Here is an 18,728-nt window from a genome sequence, read left to right on the forward strand (position 1 = left end):
TCAGTTCTCCTGTTCTGCTTCGGATTCGGTGTTCTTCCGCGCGGCGGGTATCTGGTGCATGCCGACGACCACTCGATAGTCGCGCCCGCCCGGTGCGGACTCGTCGTGGTAGCGGCTGACCAGTGTCGTCACCGCCTGTGCCAGCTCCTCGGCGAACGCCGCCCGGTCGGCCGCGGAGGCGAACCGCACCTGCGCATCGATCCCGAAGGTCGCGACCCGCCGCTGCGCCCGGGCCGCGCCGGTCAGCAGCGCCCCGACCTCCTGCACCAGCCGCGCGCCCAGCGCCACCAGCCACCGCGCCGACAACTGGTCGGGCGAGCGCGCCGGATCCGGACTGACCGCACCCAGCGCGCTGGGGGAGATCACGTAAGAGGCTGCCGTGGCCCGGAATACACGCTCGGTGACATTGCCCTTACGCCGCTCCTCGACCAGCTCCACCAGCCCGTGCCGCTCCAGCTCCTTGAGGTGGTAGTTCACCTTCTGCCGCGGTAGCCCGAGCCGGCCGGCGAGCATCGCGGCCGAGCCCGGCTCGGCGAGAGCGGCGAGGATCCGGGACCGGATCGGGTCCAGGGAAGCCTCGGCCGCAGCGGGTTCTTCGATCACAGCGACGTCCAGCACCACCCCAGAGTCTCACCGACAAAAATATTTGTCAAGGAAGACGAAGTTGTCGGTTGCCGAGTGCCGCGGGCCCAGTCCGCGGTCGACCGGGTTTCCGGCATTGACACCGGCCGGGTCGCGCCGCACGCTGCGCCGGTGACGATTTTCTTCATCGTGGCCATCCCGACAGCGGCGGCTCCATCGACTGACGCGCGATGACCGTTCCTGCCGACTTCGGTCCGGACGCCTACGTCGTACGCACGGGACTGTGGCGGTGGCGCCGCGCGTCACACGGCCGAGTGGTCTTCGCCGTCCACGGTGCGGGTGTCTATTTCGCTGCCGACGCGTTCGGCCCTGACCAGACTGTGCCCTGGTCGCGAATCTGCGCGATCGAACTGTTCACCGAAACCACCTCGACACCGCGAAATCAGTTCCGCCACCGCTGCATCGGCGTGCGGGCCCGCGGCACCACCCAACCCTCCCGAGGCGGTCCGGCCGCCCGCCCGATACCCGAGTCGTCGGCCCGGCTCCTGCGCGACGCCGGTCGCGCCGACCTGATCCCGGGCGCCGACGGCACCATCCGCTGGGCATACCGCCGCATGACGGGCTGGCGCGTATCGCGTGAGAGCCTGACCGCGGCAGTCACCTGCCACGCTCCGCACATTCCGGTCATCGACGGTCCGTCCTGGCCGCCTGCCCTGACCTGGTCCGAGGCGCTCACGGCCCGCAAGCGACGGCCTCGGTGACGTCGGCGCCGCGGTGAGCCGCGTCACCCGACACGCGCCGCGATGTCACACATCGGGCTCGAATGGTGTCTTCATGTCCGATACCACCAACGGTGAAGGAGGGCGGACATGGAACGGGTCGTCAGGGTCGTCGTGGTCGGCGGCGGATATGCGGGGATCATCGCGGCCAACCGGCTGCGGACTCGGGAGGACGTGCAGATCACGGTGATCAACCCGCGGCCGCAGTTCGTGGAGCGAATTCGGTTGCACCAGTTGGTCGCCGGCTCCGGTTCCGCCGCGGTCGAGTACGACGCGCTGCTCGGCGCGGGGATCCGGCTGATCGTCGATGAGGCGACGGTGATCGATGGGGTGCGGCGCAGCGTGGCGCTGAAGAGCGGAGGCAACGTGGCCTACGACTACCTCATCTACGCCGTCGGCAGCCACGGGGCGGCCCCGGCCGTCCCGGGCGCAGCCGAATACGCCTACGACATCGCGGAATTCGAGCACGCCGAGCAACTGCGCGACGCGCTGGCCGGTGCGGACGCGGCCGCACCGGTGACCGTGGTCGGCGCCGGGCCCACCGGCATCGAAACCGCCGCCGAGCTCGCCGAGCAGGGCCGCCCGGTCACCCTGGTGTGCGGGGGCCTGCTCGGCCCGTACCTGACAACGACCGCCCGCCGCTCGGTCGCCCGGCAACTGACCACACTCGGCGTGACCATCGTCGACGGTCCGGATGCCAAGGTCATCGCCGTTCACCCGCACAGCGTCGTGCTGGCCGACGGTCGCGAACTGCCCAGCCCGATAACAGTGTGGACGGCCGGTTTCGGCGTCCCGGACCTGGCTGCCCGCAGCGGCCTGAGCACCGACGCCGTCGGCCGCCTGCTCACCGACGAAACCCTCACCAGCATCGACGATCCGCGCATCCTGGCCGCCGGTGACGCCGCCGCCCCCTCCGGCCAACCCCTGCGCATGAGCTGCCAGGCCGCCATCCCGCTCGGTGCCCACGCTGCCGGAACCATCCTGAGCCGCCTCGCCGAATCCGAGCCCGCCGCAATCGATATCGCGTTCATCGGCCAGTGCATCAGCCTGGGCCGCAAACGCGCGACCATGCAGCTGGCCCACTTCGACGACACCGCCCGTCGGGCCTACCTCGCCGGCCGCGTTGCCGCCACCGTCAAGGAGGCGATCTGCAAATCCACCGTGTGGGGCCTCGCCCGCGAAGCCCGCAAACCCGGCTCCTACGCCGCCATCAAGGGCGGCAAGCGTCAGCAGCGCATCGCGGCCGCCACAGCGATGGCCGATCATAGGTAGGGGTGAAAGTAAGAATCGCGTCAGGTGGTACATGAAGCCGCTGAAATGCCTTGCGGCAAAGCGCCGCCGCGCTTTCATTGCGTTGGGCGACCAGCGGTTTCAGTAGGTCCGGGTTTGCTGGCCGGGCAAATCGGGCGTCCTCGTCGCGCCTCGTCCGCGGAGGGCGTGGGTGGCGCTACGGTTCCGCCATGATGCTGCTGCAGCCGCCCACTATCGCGTCAGCGCAGGAGAAGGGGATGATCCTCGATGTGGCCGCTCTCGGCCGCCACGATCCCCTCGGTGCCGACATCCCGTACGTGCGCGCCACCGACGGCTGGATGTTCGAGCTGCCCGAAGAGTTGCGGGAGTGGGCGACGTTCGTCATCGGAGGCAATCTGCACAACCTCCATGCCGGATACCCGTCGGAGTTCCCGTGTCGGATCGAATTCGGGGTGCGCGACGGCCGCATGTACGCCGAGATGCTGTAGCTCGCATAGGGGCCGAAGACCGGGAGACACGCTCATGTACCAGGCGACACGATTCTTACCGGCACCCCTACCAGGGCACATCCCGAACTTCGTTGGATTTTCGGCGATTACTACTTTCGCCGCCAATTGCATTGGATGCGAACTCGCGATGGTATGCACATCGACCGGTTCGGGGTAGCAATTGCGGCTCCTGGCAGTGGATTTCGGATGCCGCGGCACTGGTGATGGTAGCGATCCCCGGCGCGTCGGAGGCCGAGTGTGGCTCAACTGCCTGCGGATTCATCCATCACTCGCATACGATGCGACTTTCTCGCATCAGATGCGAGTGATGGAGGGTCGGTATCACCGGCATCGGTCTGATGATCGCGTGGGAACGATCCGCCGAACGGCTCCAGGCCTACCTGCAGGACATCAGAGACGCACTAAAGGCTGCCTACGCACCGTACGGGCAGCCCGTGACAGGCCGTTCCGCTGGCACCCGCACCGCGTGCCAGCGGAACGGCCACCGAGTGGCATGTCGTTTTGGGGTACACCGCGGCACCACACTCCGACCTGCGGCGAAAAGTGTTGATCTAGGGCCGATTACCGATATTTCCTGACAGGCACCGTATTCGGCACTGTGCCCGTGGGCTCTACGAGTCGGTGCCGGCCACCGGCCGAGGGTGCCGCCGCGGGGTGCGCGACTGTGGGCATGTCCAGCAGAGCGTACAGACGGGCGATGAAGACGGGCGATGAAGACGTCGATGCTGCCGTAGCGCGCGAGGATCTGCGCGAGCAGTTCGTGCACGGTCGATCCCATCAGATCGGTCATTTCACCCCATTAAGGTTCACCGACCGGGCGGGCCCGGTTCTGTCCGGCATTCTGCACGACAATCTCGATCACTTAGCTAATTCGGAGATATCTGCGACCTTCCGTGCCTGGGCACTCTCGATTTGTGCCACCAGTGCGGTATTCGGGCAGCTCCGACACAGGATCTCAGTACGGTGCAGAGCGGGTGAGCTGATCGTGGAGCGCGGCAGGAATCAGGGTGCGGTTATCGCGCCGCATTCTCACGTCGGACCATCCGACCGGGGTCACAAGTGGACGACTCCGGAACTGATGCCCCGCTTCGGCAACTCCGAGCGGCGCATCATGCTCGGCAGCCGGGTGGATCGGCCCACAGACTCTTCCTATCCACCCGGCCCGAGCAGCAATCGGACCGTCACGGTGGAAATGGTCGTGTGCTATGAGCAGTACGGATGCGCGTCGCCGCCGGTCGAGGGCGCCGGGCTCTGATGGTGGTGAAGGCATGTGCCGCCTCGCAGACCTGCACGTGCTGTGTGCCCAGATCCACCGGTGGCAGTCGATGATCGCCATCGGTAATGAGCTGCACGACCGCTACCCGGAACTGTTGCCGGTGCTGACCGGTCTGGACGGTGGCGCCGGTCTCGTCCAGGCCGACATCCGGATCCGCCGTCAACTCCTCGACGCGGACATCTACAGTCGCACTGCCGATTTCACCACCATCCCCGACCGGATCCGCCGGCGCTGGCGCGCCACCACCGACGACCTGCTCCCGGCCGCCTATCTGCGCTATCAATGCGCCGCGATCGACACGGCCTGCAACGCGCCCTCGACGTCGGCCCAGCCCTGCGAGATCCGGCGCCCGGCCGCGCAACGATATAGCCCGCCATCGCCGGTGTGGCCGGACTGCTGCGTCGGGTCGATGGATGCCATTGCAGGAGAAAGACGCTGAGCCGGGTGCGGCGCTCGAACTGACATGGGTGAGGCGGGCACCTGCCCGCCTCACCCACTTTCAAGATGAGGGCTGGTTGCGACACAAAGTCTATCTAGATAGAGTTAGCGTGTGGTTGATCGCCGTCCCTCAGCGCAGACGAGACTTGTTTTGGACACCTTGATGGTCCCCGGTGATGAGTGGCGGCACGGGTACGACCTGGCGCGGGCGAGCGGGCTCGCGGCAGGCACGTTGTACCCGATCCTCGGTCGGCTCACCGATCGCGGAATCCTCGAAAGCCGATGGGAAGAGGATCCGCCGGTCGGCAGGCCACGGCGGCATCTGTACCGGCTCACGCGGGATGGTCGGGCATTCGCCGAGCAGGTGGCCGTTGCCGCGCAATCGACGCGACCACGCCCTACGAGCGGCTCGCCGCGACTGGCGGGTGGTCTGGCATGAATTACCCCGACCGGATAACTCGCGCACTGTCGTTCGGCGTGCGGCTACTGCCGTCGGGGCGTCGCGACCTGGGAGCGGCCATGCTCGCCGAGGCCGCGTTGATCACTGCCGGTCCCCTCCGCCGCCGATGGTTGCTCGGCGCGGGTTGGTTCATCGCGAAGGAAGGCATCATGACCTGGCTTAAATTCATCTCCATCGCGGGCAGCGCGCTGTTCATCCTGTGGATCCTCTACAACGGCATGGATTCCGGATGGACCGGTACCGGACCCGAGATTGTCTCCTATGTCGCCATCATGGCGCTGTTGGCTTTGAACATTGCGCTGATGAGCCGCGGCCTGCTGGCCCAACGACGCTGCGCCGGAGGTAGCGGTGGTTTCGACCGCCCCGTGATCGATCAGGCCCGTGAGGGCCAGTGACGCGAAAAGTCACGCTAGGCACCCGCGGGCGAACCTTGGATTTCGAAATACGCTGTCTGGCAGAATGTTCCGGGTCCTTGCTGATGTCGGCGGCCCACTTCCACGAAAAGTCACGCTAAGGAGTTACCGCAGACAATGACGCACTATGTGCGCTCTGTCGCGTATTTCATCTGATGAATGATTCTGGTAGCCAAGGGATTTGGGTGATGAGCTGCTGGTATTCGCCGTTTGTTGACTTGCGGCGATAGCTCGGGAGAGCTGGTCGCCAATTCTGTGATCAGGGACTTTCCAGCTGCCTTATCATCTAATGAACGAATCCTTCGACAGATGTTGGGGTGATGGGTGGCGGGATCACGGAAGTTCGAGGTCGCCGGGGCGGCTCATCGGGTCGTGGCGGCCGGAGTGCCGTTGCTGCGTCCGGACGCGCAGGTGTTCGACGCGATGCTGGAAGGATGGCGACAGCAGCAGCTGAGCCGGAACCTCGCCTTCGGCACCGTCGATTCACGATTGGAGCTGCTACGACGCTTCCAGGACCACTCCGGCGAGTTCCCGTGGCAATGGACGCCACAGCATCTCGAGGAATGGTCGACCGATCTTCGGGCGGTGCGTGGGGTCGCGTTGTCGACCGTGCGGTCCTACCAATTGGCGATTCGCGCGTTCCTCGCCTACGTCTGCGAACCGCTCTACGGCTGGGATATGGAGTGCGAGAAGCGATTTGGGACTCATCCAGTTCAGATCAGTCACGACTGGAACAGCGCCAAACATGTCCTGGACGTTGAGGGACGCCCGCAACGGCGGGCGTTGACACGGCCCGAGTTACAGCAGCTGTTCGACGCGGCCGACGAGATGGTGGAGGAGATTCGACGGCACGGCCGCAAGGGCGCGGTCGCGGCGTTCCGCGACGCGGCAATGTTGAAGACCGCCTACGCTTTCGGGCTTCGCCGGCGTGAGCTGATGCGGCTGGAGGCGCACGATTTCGGCCGCAACCCCAAAGCGGCGGAGTTCGGAGACTTCGGCGTCTGCTACGTCCGTTTCGGCAAGGGAAGCCAGGGCAGCGGTCCGAAGCGACGCAGCGTGCTGACCGTGATGCCTTGGTCGGTCGACGTCCTCACCGAATGGGTGCACGACATCTGGCCGCACTGCCGACGCGACGGCAGCGCAGCATTATGGCCGTCCGAACGATCGGAGCGGATGAGCGAAACCCGGTTCAACGCGGTATTCGTCAAGCTTCGGGAGCGCGTGGGCCTGCCCGAGGAACTGGGACCACACTGTCTACGCCATTCCTACATCACGCATCTGATCGAGGACGGCTTCGACCCGCTGTTCGTCCAACAGCAGGTCGGACACGAGCACGGCAGCACGCTGTCGGTCTACACCTCGGTCTCCTCCGACTACAAGACGACGGTGTTGCGGGCCGCCCTCGACAAGGTGATCGAGCAGGCCCGCAACGAAAAGGAGCGACGATGACGAAGAAGATGGGCTACCGCTGGCTGTTGCGCGAACGGATGGCAGAGCAAGGCATGTGGAAGACCACCGAACTCGTTCCTCTGCTGGCCGACCGCGGCATTCATCTGTCGAACGTGCAGATATACCGGCTGGTGTCGGGCACCCCCGAACGCCTGTCCTTGCCGATCCTGGTCGCGCTCTGCGACATCCTGTCCTGCACACCCAACGACCTGATCGCCCCGCAGGTCGAAACCATCAAGGCGCGCAAGGCGGTTGGGGAGAACCTCGCCGACGACGTGGTGGACCTCAACCGGATCGGCCGACCGCGTCGGGCCCGCATCACCCCAGATTCCCAATGAGCCCCGAACCTGGCCCATGCGCGCGCTGCGACCGGCCGCGCCGGCGCTCGGTCCTCTGGCCCGACGGCATCATCTGTCCCGGCTGCCATAGAGCGGCCTACCGCCGCATCGGCGTCTGCGCCGACTGCGGACACCGCCGTGTCCTTTGGATTTCCTCGACTGGTTGAGAGCACGGGGAACAACTCTGGCCGAATGCGCACAGCGCGACATCGACGACTGGTTCGCCGACGGCCCGAAAACCCGCCTGACGGCCCGCATTTTCATGACATTCGCCATCCGGCGGCGGCTCTGCCCGAAGCTGCAGATCCCCAACCCGCCCAGAGTCACACCCGAGGCACAGCCCCAGGCCGAAAGAATCGCGCTGGTCCGTCGTCTGTTCGCCGACGACTCGCTGGCGCCCATCGATCGCGTCGCTGGCTTGTTGGTCCTGCTCTACGCCCAGCCAGCCACTCGCATCACCCAGATCAAGGTCGACGACTTGACCGCACGCAATGGTCAAGTGCTCCTGCGGATCGCTGAGGAAGACCTGCTGATGCCAGAGCCGTTGGACCGCCTCATCACCGGCCTGATCACCCAGCGCCGCAACATGGGAACCGCCGCCAACCCCACCTCGCCCTGGCTGCTCCCAGGGCAGCGGCCGAACCGACCGATCACGACGAGCCGACTCCGAGTCCGGCTTCGCAGCTTGGGCATCACCGGCACCAGCCGGGTCGCAGCCTTCAACGAGCTTCTACGCGAAATCCCCGCACCAGTCCTGGCCGACCTGGTCGGCTGCCACCCTCGATTCGCCGCGGAACGCACTTCCGCCCTCGCGACCGACTGGGCCAACTACGCGGCCATCCGGGCACGCCCGTCACCCACGAATGCGTGAGATCCGAGGGCATACGAGCACGCCGAATATGGGATGGCACCGGTCGTAACTCCCGCGCCAACCCGAGGAGACGGCCCGGCCTGACAGCCATGACTCCGCAAGCTATCTGCGATAGCGGGCTACCGCCGGATCCGGAGGATTTGGCCCTCACATGTCTAGCTGGACCGAAACCGGCTGGCCGGCACTGAGATACTGAATCCTGCGATACCACTGGCCTTCTCGATGCAAGGACCCTGAGGTGAGTGCTGCCACTGTCGTGCCGCTGCACGCACACGTCGCTAGCGCTGTGTCGGAGGCGATCGTGCGAGCCCGCCCGCAATCGGCGGGAGCGGACCCAGTGGTGTGCTGATCGGACCGGGCCGACTTCTAATCCAATGCCGCCCTGCCTGTGACTCGCAGCGCCACCTGGCGGTGTCCTCGCACCGTCAGGTGGCGCCGATGACGCCGATTATTCGGCCCCGATGCCCGGGCAGGACGACAGGCATCCATGGTGGAGGAGGTTGTCAAGCAAGGCCGACCCGGTCGACGTCGTTGCTGCCGACCCCGTCGCGGGCGAGTTCGAAGACCCAATCGGTGCGGCGGGCTGAAGGGTGATCGGTGTAGCGACGGCTGCACCTTTGGCTGCAGCCAGTCCGGCGAAAAGCACAGCGGCAGCGAGTGATCCACGAAGCGTCGTTCGAGCGTCAAATTTGGACACTGTAAGTCCCCCGAATAGGTAGGTGCAGAGGGCCTCGAAGCTACCTTCTGTGAAGTATCTGTATTTCATATCGCGTGCCCTATTTTTCGGCGCACTGTTCCGACTGAAGGTCCCCCAAGACCTGAACGACCAGCGCATGGACACGCACATTCGGCGAACGCACCGTTCGGCCGCGTGGCACGCAGCATCGTGGTTCGGGAATGATCATCTCCCCGAACATTCGGGTGTCGTTTTGGGGTAGACCCTCACCCGACACCACGCAGCGCCGACCGACCGTGCGAGGACAGTCACCGTGGCGCTCCCCGCCTCGGACGGTGAAACAGCCGGGTCTAGCCGTTCGCGAGCGGACTAACCGGCGTAGGCAGAGAGCTACCGGTAGCGCCGGCAATCGGTGCGGCCATCGGGGAATCAGCGGCTACCGAAGCATCTGCGGCTGCCGGAGTAGCAGGCGTGAGCGAGAGCGGCTCGGCCGCCGCCTGGCTGGCCCCGACGGTCAGCGCCGCCGCGATACCCGCCGCGACAATGAATATGCGCATGAGAGAAACCCTTCGATGGAGTGCGCGACCGGACCTCCTGGCCACCCGAACCAAAGTTAATCATGCACATTTCAAAACATGCCCGGAATCCGCCGCCCCGGTCGCCCCCAATTACATGGGCCCCAGACGAAACCAATGCCCCTCGGCGGCAGTGGTTGGGGTGCCGCCGGTAAGAGTCGCGCCACACGAGGCAATCGGGGGCAGCGATAACGAACGACCGCGAGACGCCGGCCGGGGCCCGAGTCTTCATCCGCCCGCCGCAGCAATGGGAAGCCGATCCCGCCGTATGGCAGCCGTTCTCCGACGCGATCGACGCCTGGAAACAAACAGGCACCGGCGCAGCAATCTGCCCCTCCTGCACCACACCGAGCCCCATCACCTCCTGGCAATGGCCAGACAACTTCGCTCTGGGCACCCTCGCCTTCGACTTCTGGAGTTGGCCGCCCCTCACCGAGGACTTCATCACCGAATTCTCCGCCCGAATCGGGCACCGAATCGAACACCACACCGGAAAGTTCTGAACCGAGGCTTCTCACAACCCCGTGCGGATCGAAACCCGAAATACGCAGGGCCAGAAGCAGAAGAGACCGGCTGTCGGCCCCGCGTCTTATGGTGGCGGCGAACCAAGGACTGAGGGAGTGCGTGTCGTGCTGTATGTCGTAGTTAACGGATTCTGGGGTCTACGCGGGGAATCCGTGCCGGGCATCGCCGAACGCTGGTACGCCACGCTGCGCGCACTCGCGGACATCGACGGCTCGATGTTCGAGCGATGGCACGAGGCCGGCGCCGACCTCCCGACCGATCCCGTGGTGGAGCCCTCGGTGCCCGCACTGGCGGAGTACATCGAGCGCACGAACACCGGTCCCGATCTCGACGTCATCGGATACACGACGTCGCTGTGGGCGCAGAACCCCGGTACAGCGCACGTGTCCTTGGCGATTCACGCGGGCAGTACCTCGCGCTACGCGGTGAACTCCGTTGCACTCGCCTTCCGCTCGCGCGAGATCGACGAAACCGCGCAGGTGATCCGGCGCGCTCCGCAGATCCTGCGCTTGCTCGCGGAAAACTGGGAGATCGACGCCGGACAGGTCTACGACAGGCACCAGTACCGGGCGGTGGCCGAACGGTTCGACCTGGCCAACAGCGACCCGCGCTGCGGCCGTGCGGTTTTCCTCTCCGCCGGCCGTGCCGCCCTCGCACCCGAGGGGCTGCCCGCAACCTACGTCCGCACCGCGCACGGTGGACTGGTCATCGACCTCACCTGTGGTGGTGCGGACGCCCCGGCCATCGAGACGATACTCGAGGTGAACACACGACTGCGGGCTGCCGGGGCTCTGGACAAACTCCCGATTCCGTTCGACCGGGCCACGTTCTGACACCTGCGTGCCGCTGAGCGAGCGTGCCCCCTCAGAGCCAGCCCCGCTCCGCCGCGAACCCCGCCAGCGACCCCACCGCGAACATCCCGAGCACGAGCGCGAACACCGCGGGCATCACCACCGGCCCCCACGCCCCAGGCCCGGCCACCGTGGCGTTCGCCGCCGGGTCCGCCGGGTCGTAACTGACCCGGACCCGCGCCCCGACCGCCATGCCGAACGGGCCCGGGGCATGGTCGGTGAACTCGATGCCGCGGCCGTCACGGGTGTGGAACGCGAAGACGTACTCGGTGGCGTAGCTGCGCTCCATGTCCGGCCGCTCGACTATCCGGCGCTCCACGCACCGCCCCTCGGCGTGTTCGCCGTGTCGCACCAGCCGCAGCACCCGGAACAGGCGCAGCGCCGAACGGATCGCGAACGCGCCGAGGAACAGGCTGAACAGCAGCAGGAACGTGGACACACCGCCGAGCAGGAACTGCATGGAGCGCTCCCAATCCTCTACTCGGCCATGATCGAGTCAACGAACCCGATCCGGGCGTGCGTTACAGGCGCTGTCAGCACCCCACTGCTGTGGCGGGCCGAGTTCGAGCAACTGGCCGCGCTCGGTGACCGGGCCGGCGCACCCGGCTCTCGCGCCACCGCCCGCCGGTCCCGCAGTGTCAGCAAGTCAGACTCCAATTCGCTCATACCCCAACCACTTTCGACACGATCCGAGCCTAGCCGCGCCCACTCGGCAATCGGTAATGCTCCTACACACGACACCACCCGACCCCCATCCTCGATTCGCGTACCGTGCCCGAGCATTCGTGTTCGGAAAACCATCGTCTGACGAACCCGAACACGACCGACCAGCCGCGCGCGTTGTGACTCGCGCCGATAGATGGCGGTCTTTCGCGTTGTCAGGTGGCGCCGATGACGAGGGTGCTGCGGGCGGTTTCGACGACGCCATGGGAACGATTTCTGGGCTACGCGCGTGCCCGATGCGCAGACGCGGGACGGCCGAACCCGGATGTTCACCGATGCGGGAGGGTGACGGTATGGGTGGCAGGTGGCGGGTCGTGCCGGGAGGCACACGGAATCCGCACATTTCTCACGCGGATTCTGCACATCGTCCGGATAGGTTTCCAGGATGCCGTCTGAAAAACGCAGTTCGGTTCTGGGGCTGGGAGTGGCCGCCGCGCCGGTCGTGGTTTCGATTGTCGTGACACTGCACGCCGAGCTCTTCTTGTACTGGATCGGGGTGCTGTACCTGCCGTTGTTCGCCTTCGGTTATCTGATCCTGGCCATCGTGTTCGTGGTGTTGCAGCGGCGTGTTACTCGCAGTGGTTCCCAGGGGCTGGCGGTGGCCACCGCGGCACTGGCGGTCGTGGGTGTCAGCGGGTCGTTGTTCCTGTTCGTCGATACCAAGGCCAGCGGGTGGGCGCGGTTCTGGCTCGAGTATCCTGCGTTCGCCGCGGCGGCCACGGTGGAGGTGCCCAAGCACGGCGAAGGTGATCTCTACGGTGTCGAGCTACCGAGTCATTTGTGCGTCGTGGCGCCGAACTGCCGGATCGCGAACCTCGGTTACAGCAATGGAGCACCGGTCCGGTACGCCGCCGACTACGTCGACGTCTTCGAGGACACCTACGGTTACGGGCACTTCGTCGGCACGCCGGAGCCGAGGCCGTACAACGGATTCGGAATTCCCTTGTGCCCCACCGTGGAGTTGGCGGGCGGATGGTGGTGGCTCGAACGTTGCGACGGCCCGGAGTACGAGCGAGCCCGGTGAACTCGACGATCAGCCTGCTAGTCAGGAACTAAGGTCTGATCGGGAAGCTTCTGCCACATGCTATTCGGCACTACATGACGTTCGCCTGATCTGGAAAGGCGAGCGCGACGGCATGGGCAGCTGGTAGCAGCGTCCGCGAACGAACGTTCACGAGACACTTTGGGGTGCTGAAGATTCCCGCAGGTCGTATCCCGTCAAATCTGTAAAGGTTGCCGTGTACGCTCCAGTGTCAACCTGTCGGGGGTTCGCAATACACTGCGCCGCATGCGAATCGGCTATGGGCACCGCGGCCGGCTGCGAGCAGATCTTCATCGACAAGGCCTCGGGGAAGCTCGCCTCCCGCCCGGAGTTGAGTAAGGCGCTGCTGGTGGCCAACCGGCGCAAAGATCAACTGGTGGTGACCAAGCTCGATCGGCTCGGCCGTTCCCTCGAGCACCTCATCGAACTGTCCAAGACATTGCAGGACCGCGGCGTGGATCTGGTGGTGCTGGATCAGGGCATCGACACCTCCACCGCTGTCGGGCGGATGTTCTTCCAGATCCTCGGCGCCATCGCCGAATTCGAGCACGCCCTGATGTCCGAACGCACCCTCGACGGCCTGGCCGCGGCCCGCGCCCGCGGCCGCACCGGCGGCCAGAAACCCAAACTCGGCCCCCGGCAGGTGGATCTGGCGCGCCAGATGTACGACGAACTCGACGAGCGTGGCAAGCGCCGCTACACCGTCGAGCAGATCGCCGCCGAGTTCGGGGTCACCCGCCCCACCATTTACCGCCATTTGTCAGCTGCCGCACCGAAAATGGAGGCGTGACCGCAGTCGGATTGACCGAACTGACCGACGCGGACCGCCGCCAGGCGATGCGTCGTTACGAGATCCTGCGCCCGCACCTCGACGATGGTGTGCCCCTGACCCGCTCCGCAGCACATGCGGGCGTGCCACTGCGGACCGCACAGCGATGGCTGCACCGCTACCGGGACGCGGGCCTGGCCGGATTGGCGCCGTCGCGACGCCGATCGACCCGCCGGCGCACCAACCCGGAGCTGGTGAGACTGATCGAGGGCATGGCGCTGCGCCGGCCGCGACCGTCACTGGCCACCATCACCCGCCGCGCCACGCGGGCGGCCACCGGTCGGGGATGGACCCCGGTGTCCTACAACACCGTTCGCGCGATGGTGGGCGACGTCGAACCAGCGATGCTCACCTTGGCCCACGACGGCGCCGTCGCCTTCCGCGACACCTAAGAGCTGGTCTACCGCCGCCGTGCCGAATACCCCAACGCGATGTGGCAGGTCGACCACATCCAGCTCGACATCCTCATCGACGACGCCGGCACCCTGCGCCGGCCGTGGCTGACGGTGGTGCTCGACGACTGCTCGCGCGCGATACCCGGCTATGCCGTCGCTTCGGGCGCGCCCTCAGCCCTGAACACCTCGCTCGCTCTGCGACAGGCGATCTGGTCGAAAGCCGATCCGGGCTGGCCGATGTGCGGGATCCCCGAGATCGTCTACGTCGACCACGGCAGCGACTTCACCAGCGACCACCTCGCCCAGGTCGCCGCCGACCTGAAGTTCCAGGTCGTGCACTCCACCGTGGCACGGCCACAAGGTCGCGGCAAGATCGAACGCTTCTTCGGCAGCATCAACACCGAACTACTCACCGAGCTGCCCGGCCACCTCGTCCGCGGTACCCCGGCCACACCGCCGACGCTGTCGCTACGCACGCCACGGAACTGGCCGTTCATCGCCACCAAGGAACACCGCCGGTTCGTCGAGTTCGCCGACGTCGTCAAACGCGAGCAGACCATCGGAATCTGTTACGGCCCAGCAGGAATCGGCAAAGCCCTCTCCGCCACGCACTATGCGCGATGGGACACCGCCGAACCCCTGCTGCGGACCTGGGGCCCGCGCGCCGAATCCGACCACGACGTCTATGCCGCACTCGACGACGCCCGCACCGTGCTCTACACCCCGATTGTTGCCGCGCCCGTGCGGCAACTACGCGACGACCTCAAGCTCCTGCAGAGCCGAGTCAGCATCTGCATCGACCAGCACGACCACAGCCGACGCGACAGCAGGATCGGTGACAACGTCGAACTGGTCGTCATCGACGAATCCGAACGCCTGTCGGCCACCGCCATCGAACTGCTGCGCGACCAGTACGACCGCGGCCACCACGGCCTGCTGTTCATCGGGATACCCGGCATCGAGAAGACCTTCTCCCGCTACCCGCAGCTCTATAGCCGCGTCGGCTTCGCCCACCACTACCGGCCCCTGACCGGCGAAGAACTCACCTTCGTCCTGACCCGCCACTGGCACAAACTCGGCCTCGAACTCGACGCCGACGACTTCGCCGACGCCCAAGCCGTCGCCGCAGTTGCCCGCATCACCGGCGGCAACTTCCGCCTCCTGCAACGACTCTTCGCCCAGATCCAGCGCATCCTGCAGATCAACGAACTCCACACCATCACCGCCGACGTCGTCGAAACCGCCCACAGCACCCTCGTCATCGGCGCCACCTGACCCTACGAAAACACCGCCACCATCGCTGCGAGTCACACGCTCGCAGTCCGCAGGTCGTGTTCGGGTTCGGCGAACGATCGTTTTCCGAACGCCTCGGCTTGGGTCGCCGCGTCCGCACCTCGGGCAAAGAACCTATGTCGAGCGCGGTTCGAGCACCCCCCAATTCCTTTGCCTTGACACCCCTTCCACCCCACCCCAATATGAAACAACTGCATTTCATATGGGGTCCGGCGAAATCCGGGCCCCGCTCGGGGAGGAAACCTTGATCAACCGACTGGCACCCCTGACCGCGATCGCCGCAGGCGCACTGTTCTTCCCCACACTCCTTGCGCCCCCGGCATCGGCGGCAATCGGCGATTTCACCGCCGAGACCCAGGTTGGCGCCCCCGAGATAGGCAACCTCGTCCCCTGCACCACCACGGGGAAAGATTGCCTGGTCGGCGCCTGGTTGGTAGGTGAGGACCAGCACACCCCCGCATCACTGACCCTCAACGGCCGCCTGGTCGCGAGGACCGACAACGGCAGCATCTGGCTGACATACAACTGGACGCCCACCGCCACGGGCACCTACACCTTCACCGCAACCCAGGGCGCATCGACCAAAACCATCACCGTCGACATCACGAAGGTCGGCGACACCGGATCCTCGAATCTGTTCCCCACAGGCTCGGCCAGCTGACAAAACGCGGCCCGCGCCTCCATCGACCGGACCACATGGGCCGTATCGGCCTCATCATCAATAGGCCACGATCGGGCACCGACCGGTTGAGAAGGCCGACCTGTTGGTATGCGCTGTGTGTCAGCGCAGTGCACGCGAAATCCGCCAGATGTTTTGAAATGGAAATGATTAACTCTCCGGCGGTGGGCCGAGATGTTCGGCCGCACGCTCGATCGAAGGGTTTCCCGCATGCGCACTCTCATTGCGGCAGTTGGCATTGCCATGGCATTGACCATCGGAGCCGGACAGGCGGTGGCCGCGCCGCTCCCCGTCCACGACGCTCCAGCCGCCCCGGTCGCAGAGACCGGCTCTTCCAGCGGGTCGGCCGGGGCCCTGAACTTCATCGCAGCTCTCCTGCTGTGCCTCCTCCCACCGTCTCCCGGTTGCACCACAGGAGGAGGTGATATCTCGTAGCGCCGCTGCGCTAGGCCATCGTTTTCCGAACGCGATCGAAGGCCTGGATCACTGCGGCGGAACGAATCCGTCCGGCCATTGTGTGGTTTTGGTACATCGTGCTTTGGTCAGGTTTGCGCCGATCAGGTACGCGTTGGGCTGCTGGTTGTCGATGCGCTGCTGGGGATGTCGCGGTTGCGGTGGTTGTCGACTGGCCCGGTGGAGGCCTCGGCGAGCGCGGTGGAGGTGGAGAAGCAGGGGTTCCTGCGCGGTCTCGGTGCCGACCGCCTCGGCATGTCGGTGCTGCCCCGGGACCTGGTTACCTATCCGCCGAGCGCGAGCCGGGGCCGTGACTGGGACCGCCTCACCTCTGTCGCTGCCACAGCGCCAACGTCGCGCCGCCGGGTTCGTCGATCACGACCACCGACCCTGGCGGAAGGTCGATGCGGGGCTTGACGATTCGGGCGCCAACATATGACGACGGCCTGGACGGGTAGCACGCGGTCAGCGCGGGCCCGGCTGGTCGGGCTCGGTTACATCGATGAACAGGGGGCGTAGGGAGTGGATCACGTCGTCGACCGGGTCGATCGAACCATCGACGCGACTGAGCACCACTGCGCCTTCGATCGCTGCCACCGCTAGGTTCGACAAGCGTCGGGCTGTGGCCGGTGCCGCGCCGTGGTCGCGCAGCACCGACTCCAAGGCGGTGCGCCAGGCTGTGAAGGCCCGGCCGGCTGCGTCGACCACACCCGGTGTGCGGTCGGCGGATTCGATGGCGGCCGCCAATATGGGGCAGCCCGAACGGAATTCGCCGGAGATCAGGGTTTCGCGCCAGGCACCGGCGAAAGAATCGAAGACCTCGACCAGGCTGCGTTCGCCGGCATCGCCGAGGATTCGGTCGATACCGCCTCCGGCGATATCGACCGCCTCCTGGATGAGTTGGTCACGTCCGCCAGGGAAGTGGTGGTACAGCGAGCCGCGTGGTGCGCCGCTGTGGGCGAGGATCTCATCGAGACTGGTGCCCGACGCACCGGCGCGGCGGATCAGGGCGATGGCGCTGGTCAGCATGCGTTCGCGCGCATCGGAACGGCGTGGGCTCATCGCTGCCGTCCGGTCAGGGTCCGGCGGGGATCGAGCTGTGCGGAGATGCCGCGCGCGGGAAAGCCGAGCCCCGACCTCCACCAGCGGCCCCAACCCCGGGGTCGCAACGCGATCGCGGCGAAGAGAGGCAGAGGATCCAGGTAGGTCACCCGGCCGCGCACCAGACCGTCCTCGAACCAGAAGCGGTCGCAGGCATCCCACGTCAACGGCCTGCCACCGACGGTCCCGGTGAGCCGCACCTCGATGTACACGCCACCGTCGAACACATTGGCCGCGAGGACCTCTCCCCGCATGTCCGGAGCCAACGCGTAGACCCGCGCGAAGAAGTCGAGCAGCCCCGCCGGCCCCACCGCCGGTGGAGTTCCCGGCTGCACCGCAACGTAATCCGGATGCGTCACCAGGGCCAGGTCGGCCACCGCATCGAAACGACCGGTGGCGAAGGCCGCGGTGAACAGCTCTACCCAGTGCCCCGGGTCGCGCACCCGTTCAGGAAAGGGACGATGGTCGACAGGTGTGTATTTCACGAGAACCCCTCCAGCCCAACGTATTATGTTATATGGCATAATATATAGTCCACGGGCTGAAGAGGTCAACCGTCCACCCCACGCCGAGCGGTGACCGCAACAACCGGAACGTCGTTGTTCGGTTGTCTCTCTAAGTGAGGTTTCGTCGACGAACCAGGTGGCCCATGGCGATCTCGGTCCGTTCCATATCCACCTGGCGCGCGATGTAATCGACTGCGGCATAAGGGATTTCAGGACGCCTGCGTGAAAACCGGCCCCGCTCGGTATAGGCTCATGAGGTCCAAACGGCCGAAATCCGGCGGTAAGCCGTGTCCGCAGATGGTTTCGGGAGTCGGCATCCCCTGCACGGTGGAAGAAGTCGAACGGCCGGACAGCGAAGTCGCCGGATGGCAGCCGGTCTGCGAATGCGGCTGGCGCGGGTCGCTGTGGCGGCGCGTGGCCACCGAAGCCGAGCAGGACCTCACCGCATACCGCGCCTACAGCCCAGATTCGCTCAGCGACGACTTCGACGACGTGCTGATGGTCGAGTGGGAACAGCACATCGCCCCGTCACCGCGGTTCACGAGGTCGCGCTCATCACCGCAGAGATCAGGGACGCCGAGCAGCGGCGCATCGAGGCCGTGACCCGCGCCCGCGTCGCCGGCGCCTCCTGGGAAGCAATCGCCCAGGCTGCGAACATCACTCGCCAGTCCGCTCACGAACGCTGGTCGAAGATCACCTGCTGATCGATTCCCG

At 66.0% G+C, this 18,728-nt stretch carries 21 protein-coding genes; 17 read left to right on the forward strand and 4 right to left on the reverse strand.

The features are described 5' to 3' along the window. Nucleotides 1-618 carry an ArsR/SmtB family transcription factor gene (locus ACFXN1_RS37840; protein WP_379438953.1) on the reverse strand — a complete coding sequence of 206 codons (618 nt, stop codon included), beginning with the start codon at nt 616-618 and terminating at the stop codon, nt 1-3. Between the two features lie 194 nt (nt 619-812). On the opposite strand from ACFXN1_RS37840, the gene ACFXN1_RS37845 reads away from it, so the two are divergent. The 11 genes from ACFXN1_RS37845 (at nt 813) to ACFXN1_RS37895 (ending at nt 10,975) form a co-directional block, all read left to right on the forward strand. Next, a complete protein-coding gene (locus tag ACFXN1_RS37845; RefSeq protein ID WP_379438951.1) occupies nt 813-1,343 on the forward strand; it encodes a hypothetical protein in 531 nt (176 codons plus the stop codon). A gap of 108 nt (nt 1,344-1,451) precedes the next feature. Next, complete coding sequence (locus ACFXN1_RS37850; protein WP_379438950.1) at nt 1,452-2,633, forward strand: NAD(P)/FAD-dependent oxidoreductase; 1,182 nt, start codon at nt 1,452-1,454, stop codon at nt 2,631-2,633. Nucleotides 2,634-2,821: 188 nt separating this feature from the next. Beyond that, nucleotides 2,822-3,100 (forward strand): hypothetical protein, encoded by a 279-nt coding sequence (locus tag ACFXN1_RS37855; RefSeq protein WP_379438948.1) that lies wholly within the window; start codon nt 2,822-2,824, stop codon nt 3,098-3,100. A gap of 718 nt (nt 3,101-3,818) precedes the next feature. Further along, entirely contained in the window at nt 3,819-4,376 is a 558-nt protein-coding gene (locus ACFXN1_RS37860) for a hypothetical protein (protein WP_379445766.1), read from the forward strand. A 70-nt stretch (nt 4,377-4,446) separates the two neighbouring features. Beyond that, nucleotides 4,447-4,836 carry a hypothetical protein gene (locus ACFXN1_RS37865; RefSeq protein ID WP_379445764.1) on the forward strand — a complete coding sequence of 130 codons (390 nt, stop codon included), beginning with the start codon at nt 4,447-4,449 and terminating at the stop codon, nt 4,834-4,836. Nucleotides 4,837-4,998: 162 nt separating this feature from the next. Next, nucleotides 4,999-5,274, forward strand: coding sequence for a PadR family transcriptional regulator (locus tag ACFXN1_RS37870; protein ID WP_379445767.1), 276 nt, complete (start codon nt 4,999-5,001; stop codon nt 5,272-5,274). A gap of 80 nt (nt 5,275-5,354) precedes the next feature. Further along, nucleotides 5,355-5,690 carry a hypothetical protein gene (locus ACFXN1_RS37875; protein WP_379445762.1) on the forward strand — a complete coding sequence of 112 codons (336 nt, stop codon included), beginning with the start codon at nt 5,355-5,357 and terminating at the stop codon, nt 5,688-5,690. A gap of 342 nt (nt 5,691-6,032) precedes the next feature. Beyond that, nucleotides 6,033-7,157: a tyrosine-type recombinase/integrase gene (locus tag ACFXN1_RS37880; protein ID WP_379445761.1), complete on the forward strand. Its 1,125-nt coding sequence runs from the start codon at nt 6,033-6,035 to the stop codon at nt 7,155-7,157. Beyond that, complete coding sequence (locus tag ACFXN1_RS37885) at nt 7,154-7,495, forward strand: helix-turn-helix domain-containing protein (protein ID WP_379445759.1); 342 nt, start codon at nt 7,154-7,156, stop codon at nt 7,493-7,495. The genes ACFXN1_RS37880 and ACFXN1_RS37885 overlap by 4 nt, the downstream gene beginning before the upstream one ends. A 163-nt stretch (nt 7,496-7,658) precedes the next feature. Beyond that, nucleotides 7,659-8,366: a hypothetical protein gene (locus tag ACFXN1_RS37890; protein WP_379445758.1), complete on the forward strand. Its 708-nt coding sequence runs from the start codon at nt 7,659-7,661 to the stop codon at nt 8,364-8,366. Between the two features lie 1,871 nt (nt 8,367-10,237). Continuing rightward, nucleotides 10,238-10,975 (forward strand): Imm52 family immunity protein, encoded by a 738-nt coding sequence (locus ACFXN1_RS37895; RefSeq protein WP_379445757.1) that lies wholly within the window; start codon nt 10,238-10,240, stop codon nt 10,973-10,975. 31 nt (nt 10,976-11,006) lie between these two features. On the opposite strand, the gene ACFXN1_RS37900 is transcribed toward ACFXN1_RS37895, so the two are convergent. Continuing rightward, the gene (locus ACFXN1_RS37900) at nt 11,007-11,453 is read right to left on the reverse strand and encodes a DUF3592 domain-containing protein (RefSeq protein WP_379445756.1); all 447 of its coding nucleotides are present in this window, start codon (nt 11,451-11,453) and stop codon (nt 11,007-11,009) included. 648 nt (nt 11,454-12,101) lie between these two features. On the opposite strand from ACFXN1_RS37900, the gene ACFXN1_RS37905 reads away from it, so the two are divergent. The 5 genes from ACFXN1_RS37905 to ACFXN1_RS37925 all read left to right on the forward strand — a co-directional run bounded on the left by ACFXN1_RS37905 (nt 12,102) and on the right by ACFXN1_RS37925 (nt 15,936). Further along, entirely contained in the window at nt 12,102-12,740 is a 639-nt protein-coding gene (locus ACFXN1_RS37905) for a hypothetical protein (protein ID WP_379445755.1), read from the forward strand. A gap of 226 nt (nt 12,741-12,966) precedes the next feature. Continuing rightward, nucleotides 12,967-13,548 carry a recombinase family protein gene (locus tag ACFXN1_RS37910; RefSeq protein WP_379463820.1) on the forward strand — a complete coding sequence of 194 codons (582 nt, stop codon included), beginning with the start codon at nt 12,967-12,969 and terminating at the stop codon, nt 13,546-13,548. Continuing rightward, nucleotides 13,545-13,979, forward strand: a complete 435-nt coding sequence (locus ACFXN1_RS37915) for a helix-turn-helix domain-containing protein (RefSeq protein WP_379445753.1) — start codon at nt 13,545-13,547, stop codon at nt 13,977-13,979. Before ACFXN1_RS37910 ends, ACFXN1_RS37915 begins: the two co-directional genes overlap by 4 nt. 39 nt (nt 13,980-14,018) lie before the next feature. Next, nucleotides 14,019-15,257, forward strand: a complete 1,239-nt coding sequence (locus ACFXN1_RS37920; RefSeq protein ID WP_379445752.1) for an AAA family ATPase — start codon at nt 14,019-14,021, stop codon at nt 15,255-15,257. Between the two features lie 262 nt (nt 15,258-15,519). Next, nucleotides 15,520-15,936: a hypothetical protein gene (locus tag ACFXN1_RS37925; protein WP_379445751.1), complete on the forward strand. Its 417-nt coding sequence runs from the start codon at nt 15,520-15,522 to the stop codon at nt 15,934-15,936. A 936-nt stretch (nt 15,937-16,872) separates the two neighbouring features. On the opposite strand, the gene ACFXN1_RS37930 is transcribed toward ACFXN1_RS37925, so the two are convergent. Both ACFXN1_RS37930 and ACFXN1_RS37935 read right to left on the reverse strand, forming a co-directional pair. Further along, nucleotides 16,873-17,469 carry a TetR/AcrR family transcriptional regulator gene (locus tag ACFXN1_RS37930; protein WP_379445750.1) on the reverse strand — a complete coding sequence of 199 codons (597 nt, stop codon included), beginning with the start codon at nt 17,467-17,469 and terminating at the stop codon, nt 16,873-16,875. After that, on the reverse strand, nt 17,466-17,993 hold the full coding sequence (locus ACFXN1_RS37935; protein WP_379445748.1) for a nuclear transport factor 2 family protein: 528 nt from the start codon (nt 17,991-17,993) through the stop codon (nt 17,466-17,468). Before ACFXN1_RS37935 ends, ACFXN1_RS37930 begins: the two co-directional genes overlap by 4 nt. Before the next feature lie 527 nt (nt 17,994-18,520). Here ACFXN1_RS37935 and ACFXN1_RS37940 point away from each other — a divergent pair. Then, complete coding sequence (locus ACFXN1_RS37940) at nt 18,521-18,718, forward strand: hypothetical protein (protein ID WP_379445747.1); 198 nt, start codon at nt 18,521-18,523, stop codon at nt 18,716-18,718. Nucleotides 18,719-18,728: the final 10 nt, after the last annotated feature.

Source organism: Nocardia sp. NPDC059154 (assembly GCF_042755705.1).
In the GTDB taxonomy this organism is placed as follows: Bacteria; Actinomycetota; Actinomycetes; order Mycobacteriales; family Mycobacteriaceae; genus Nocardia.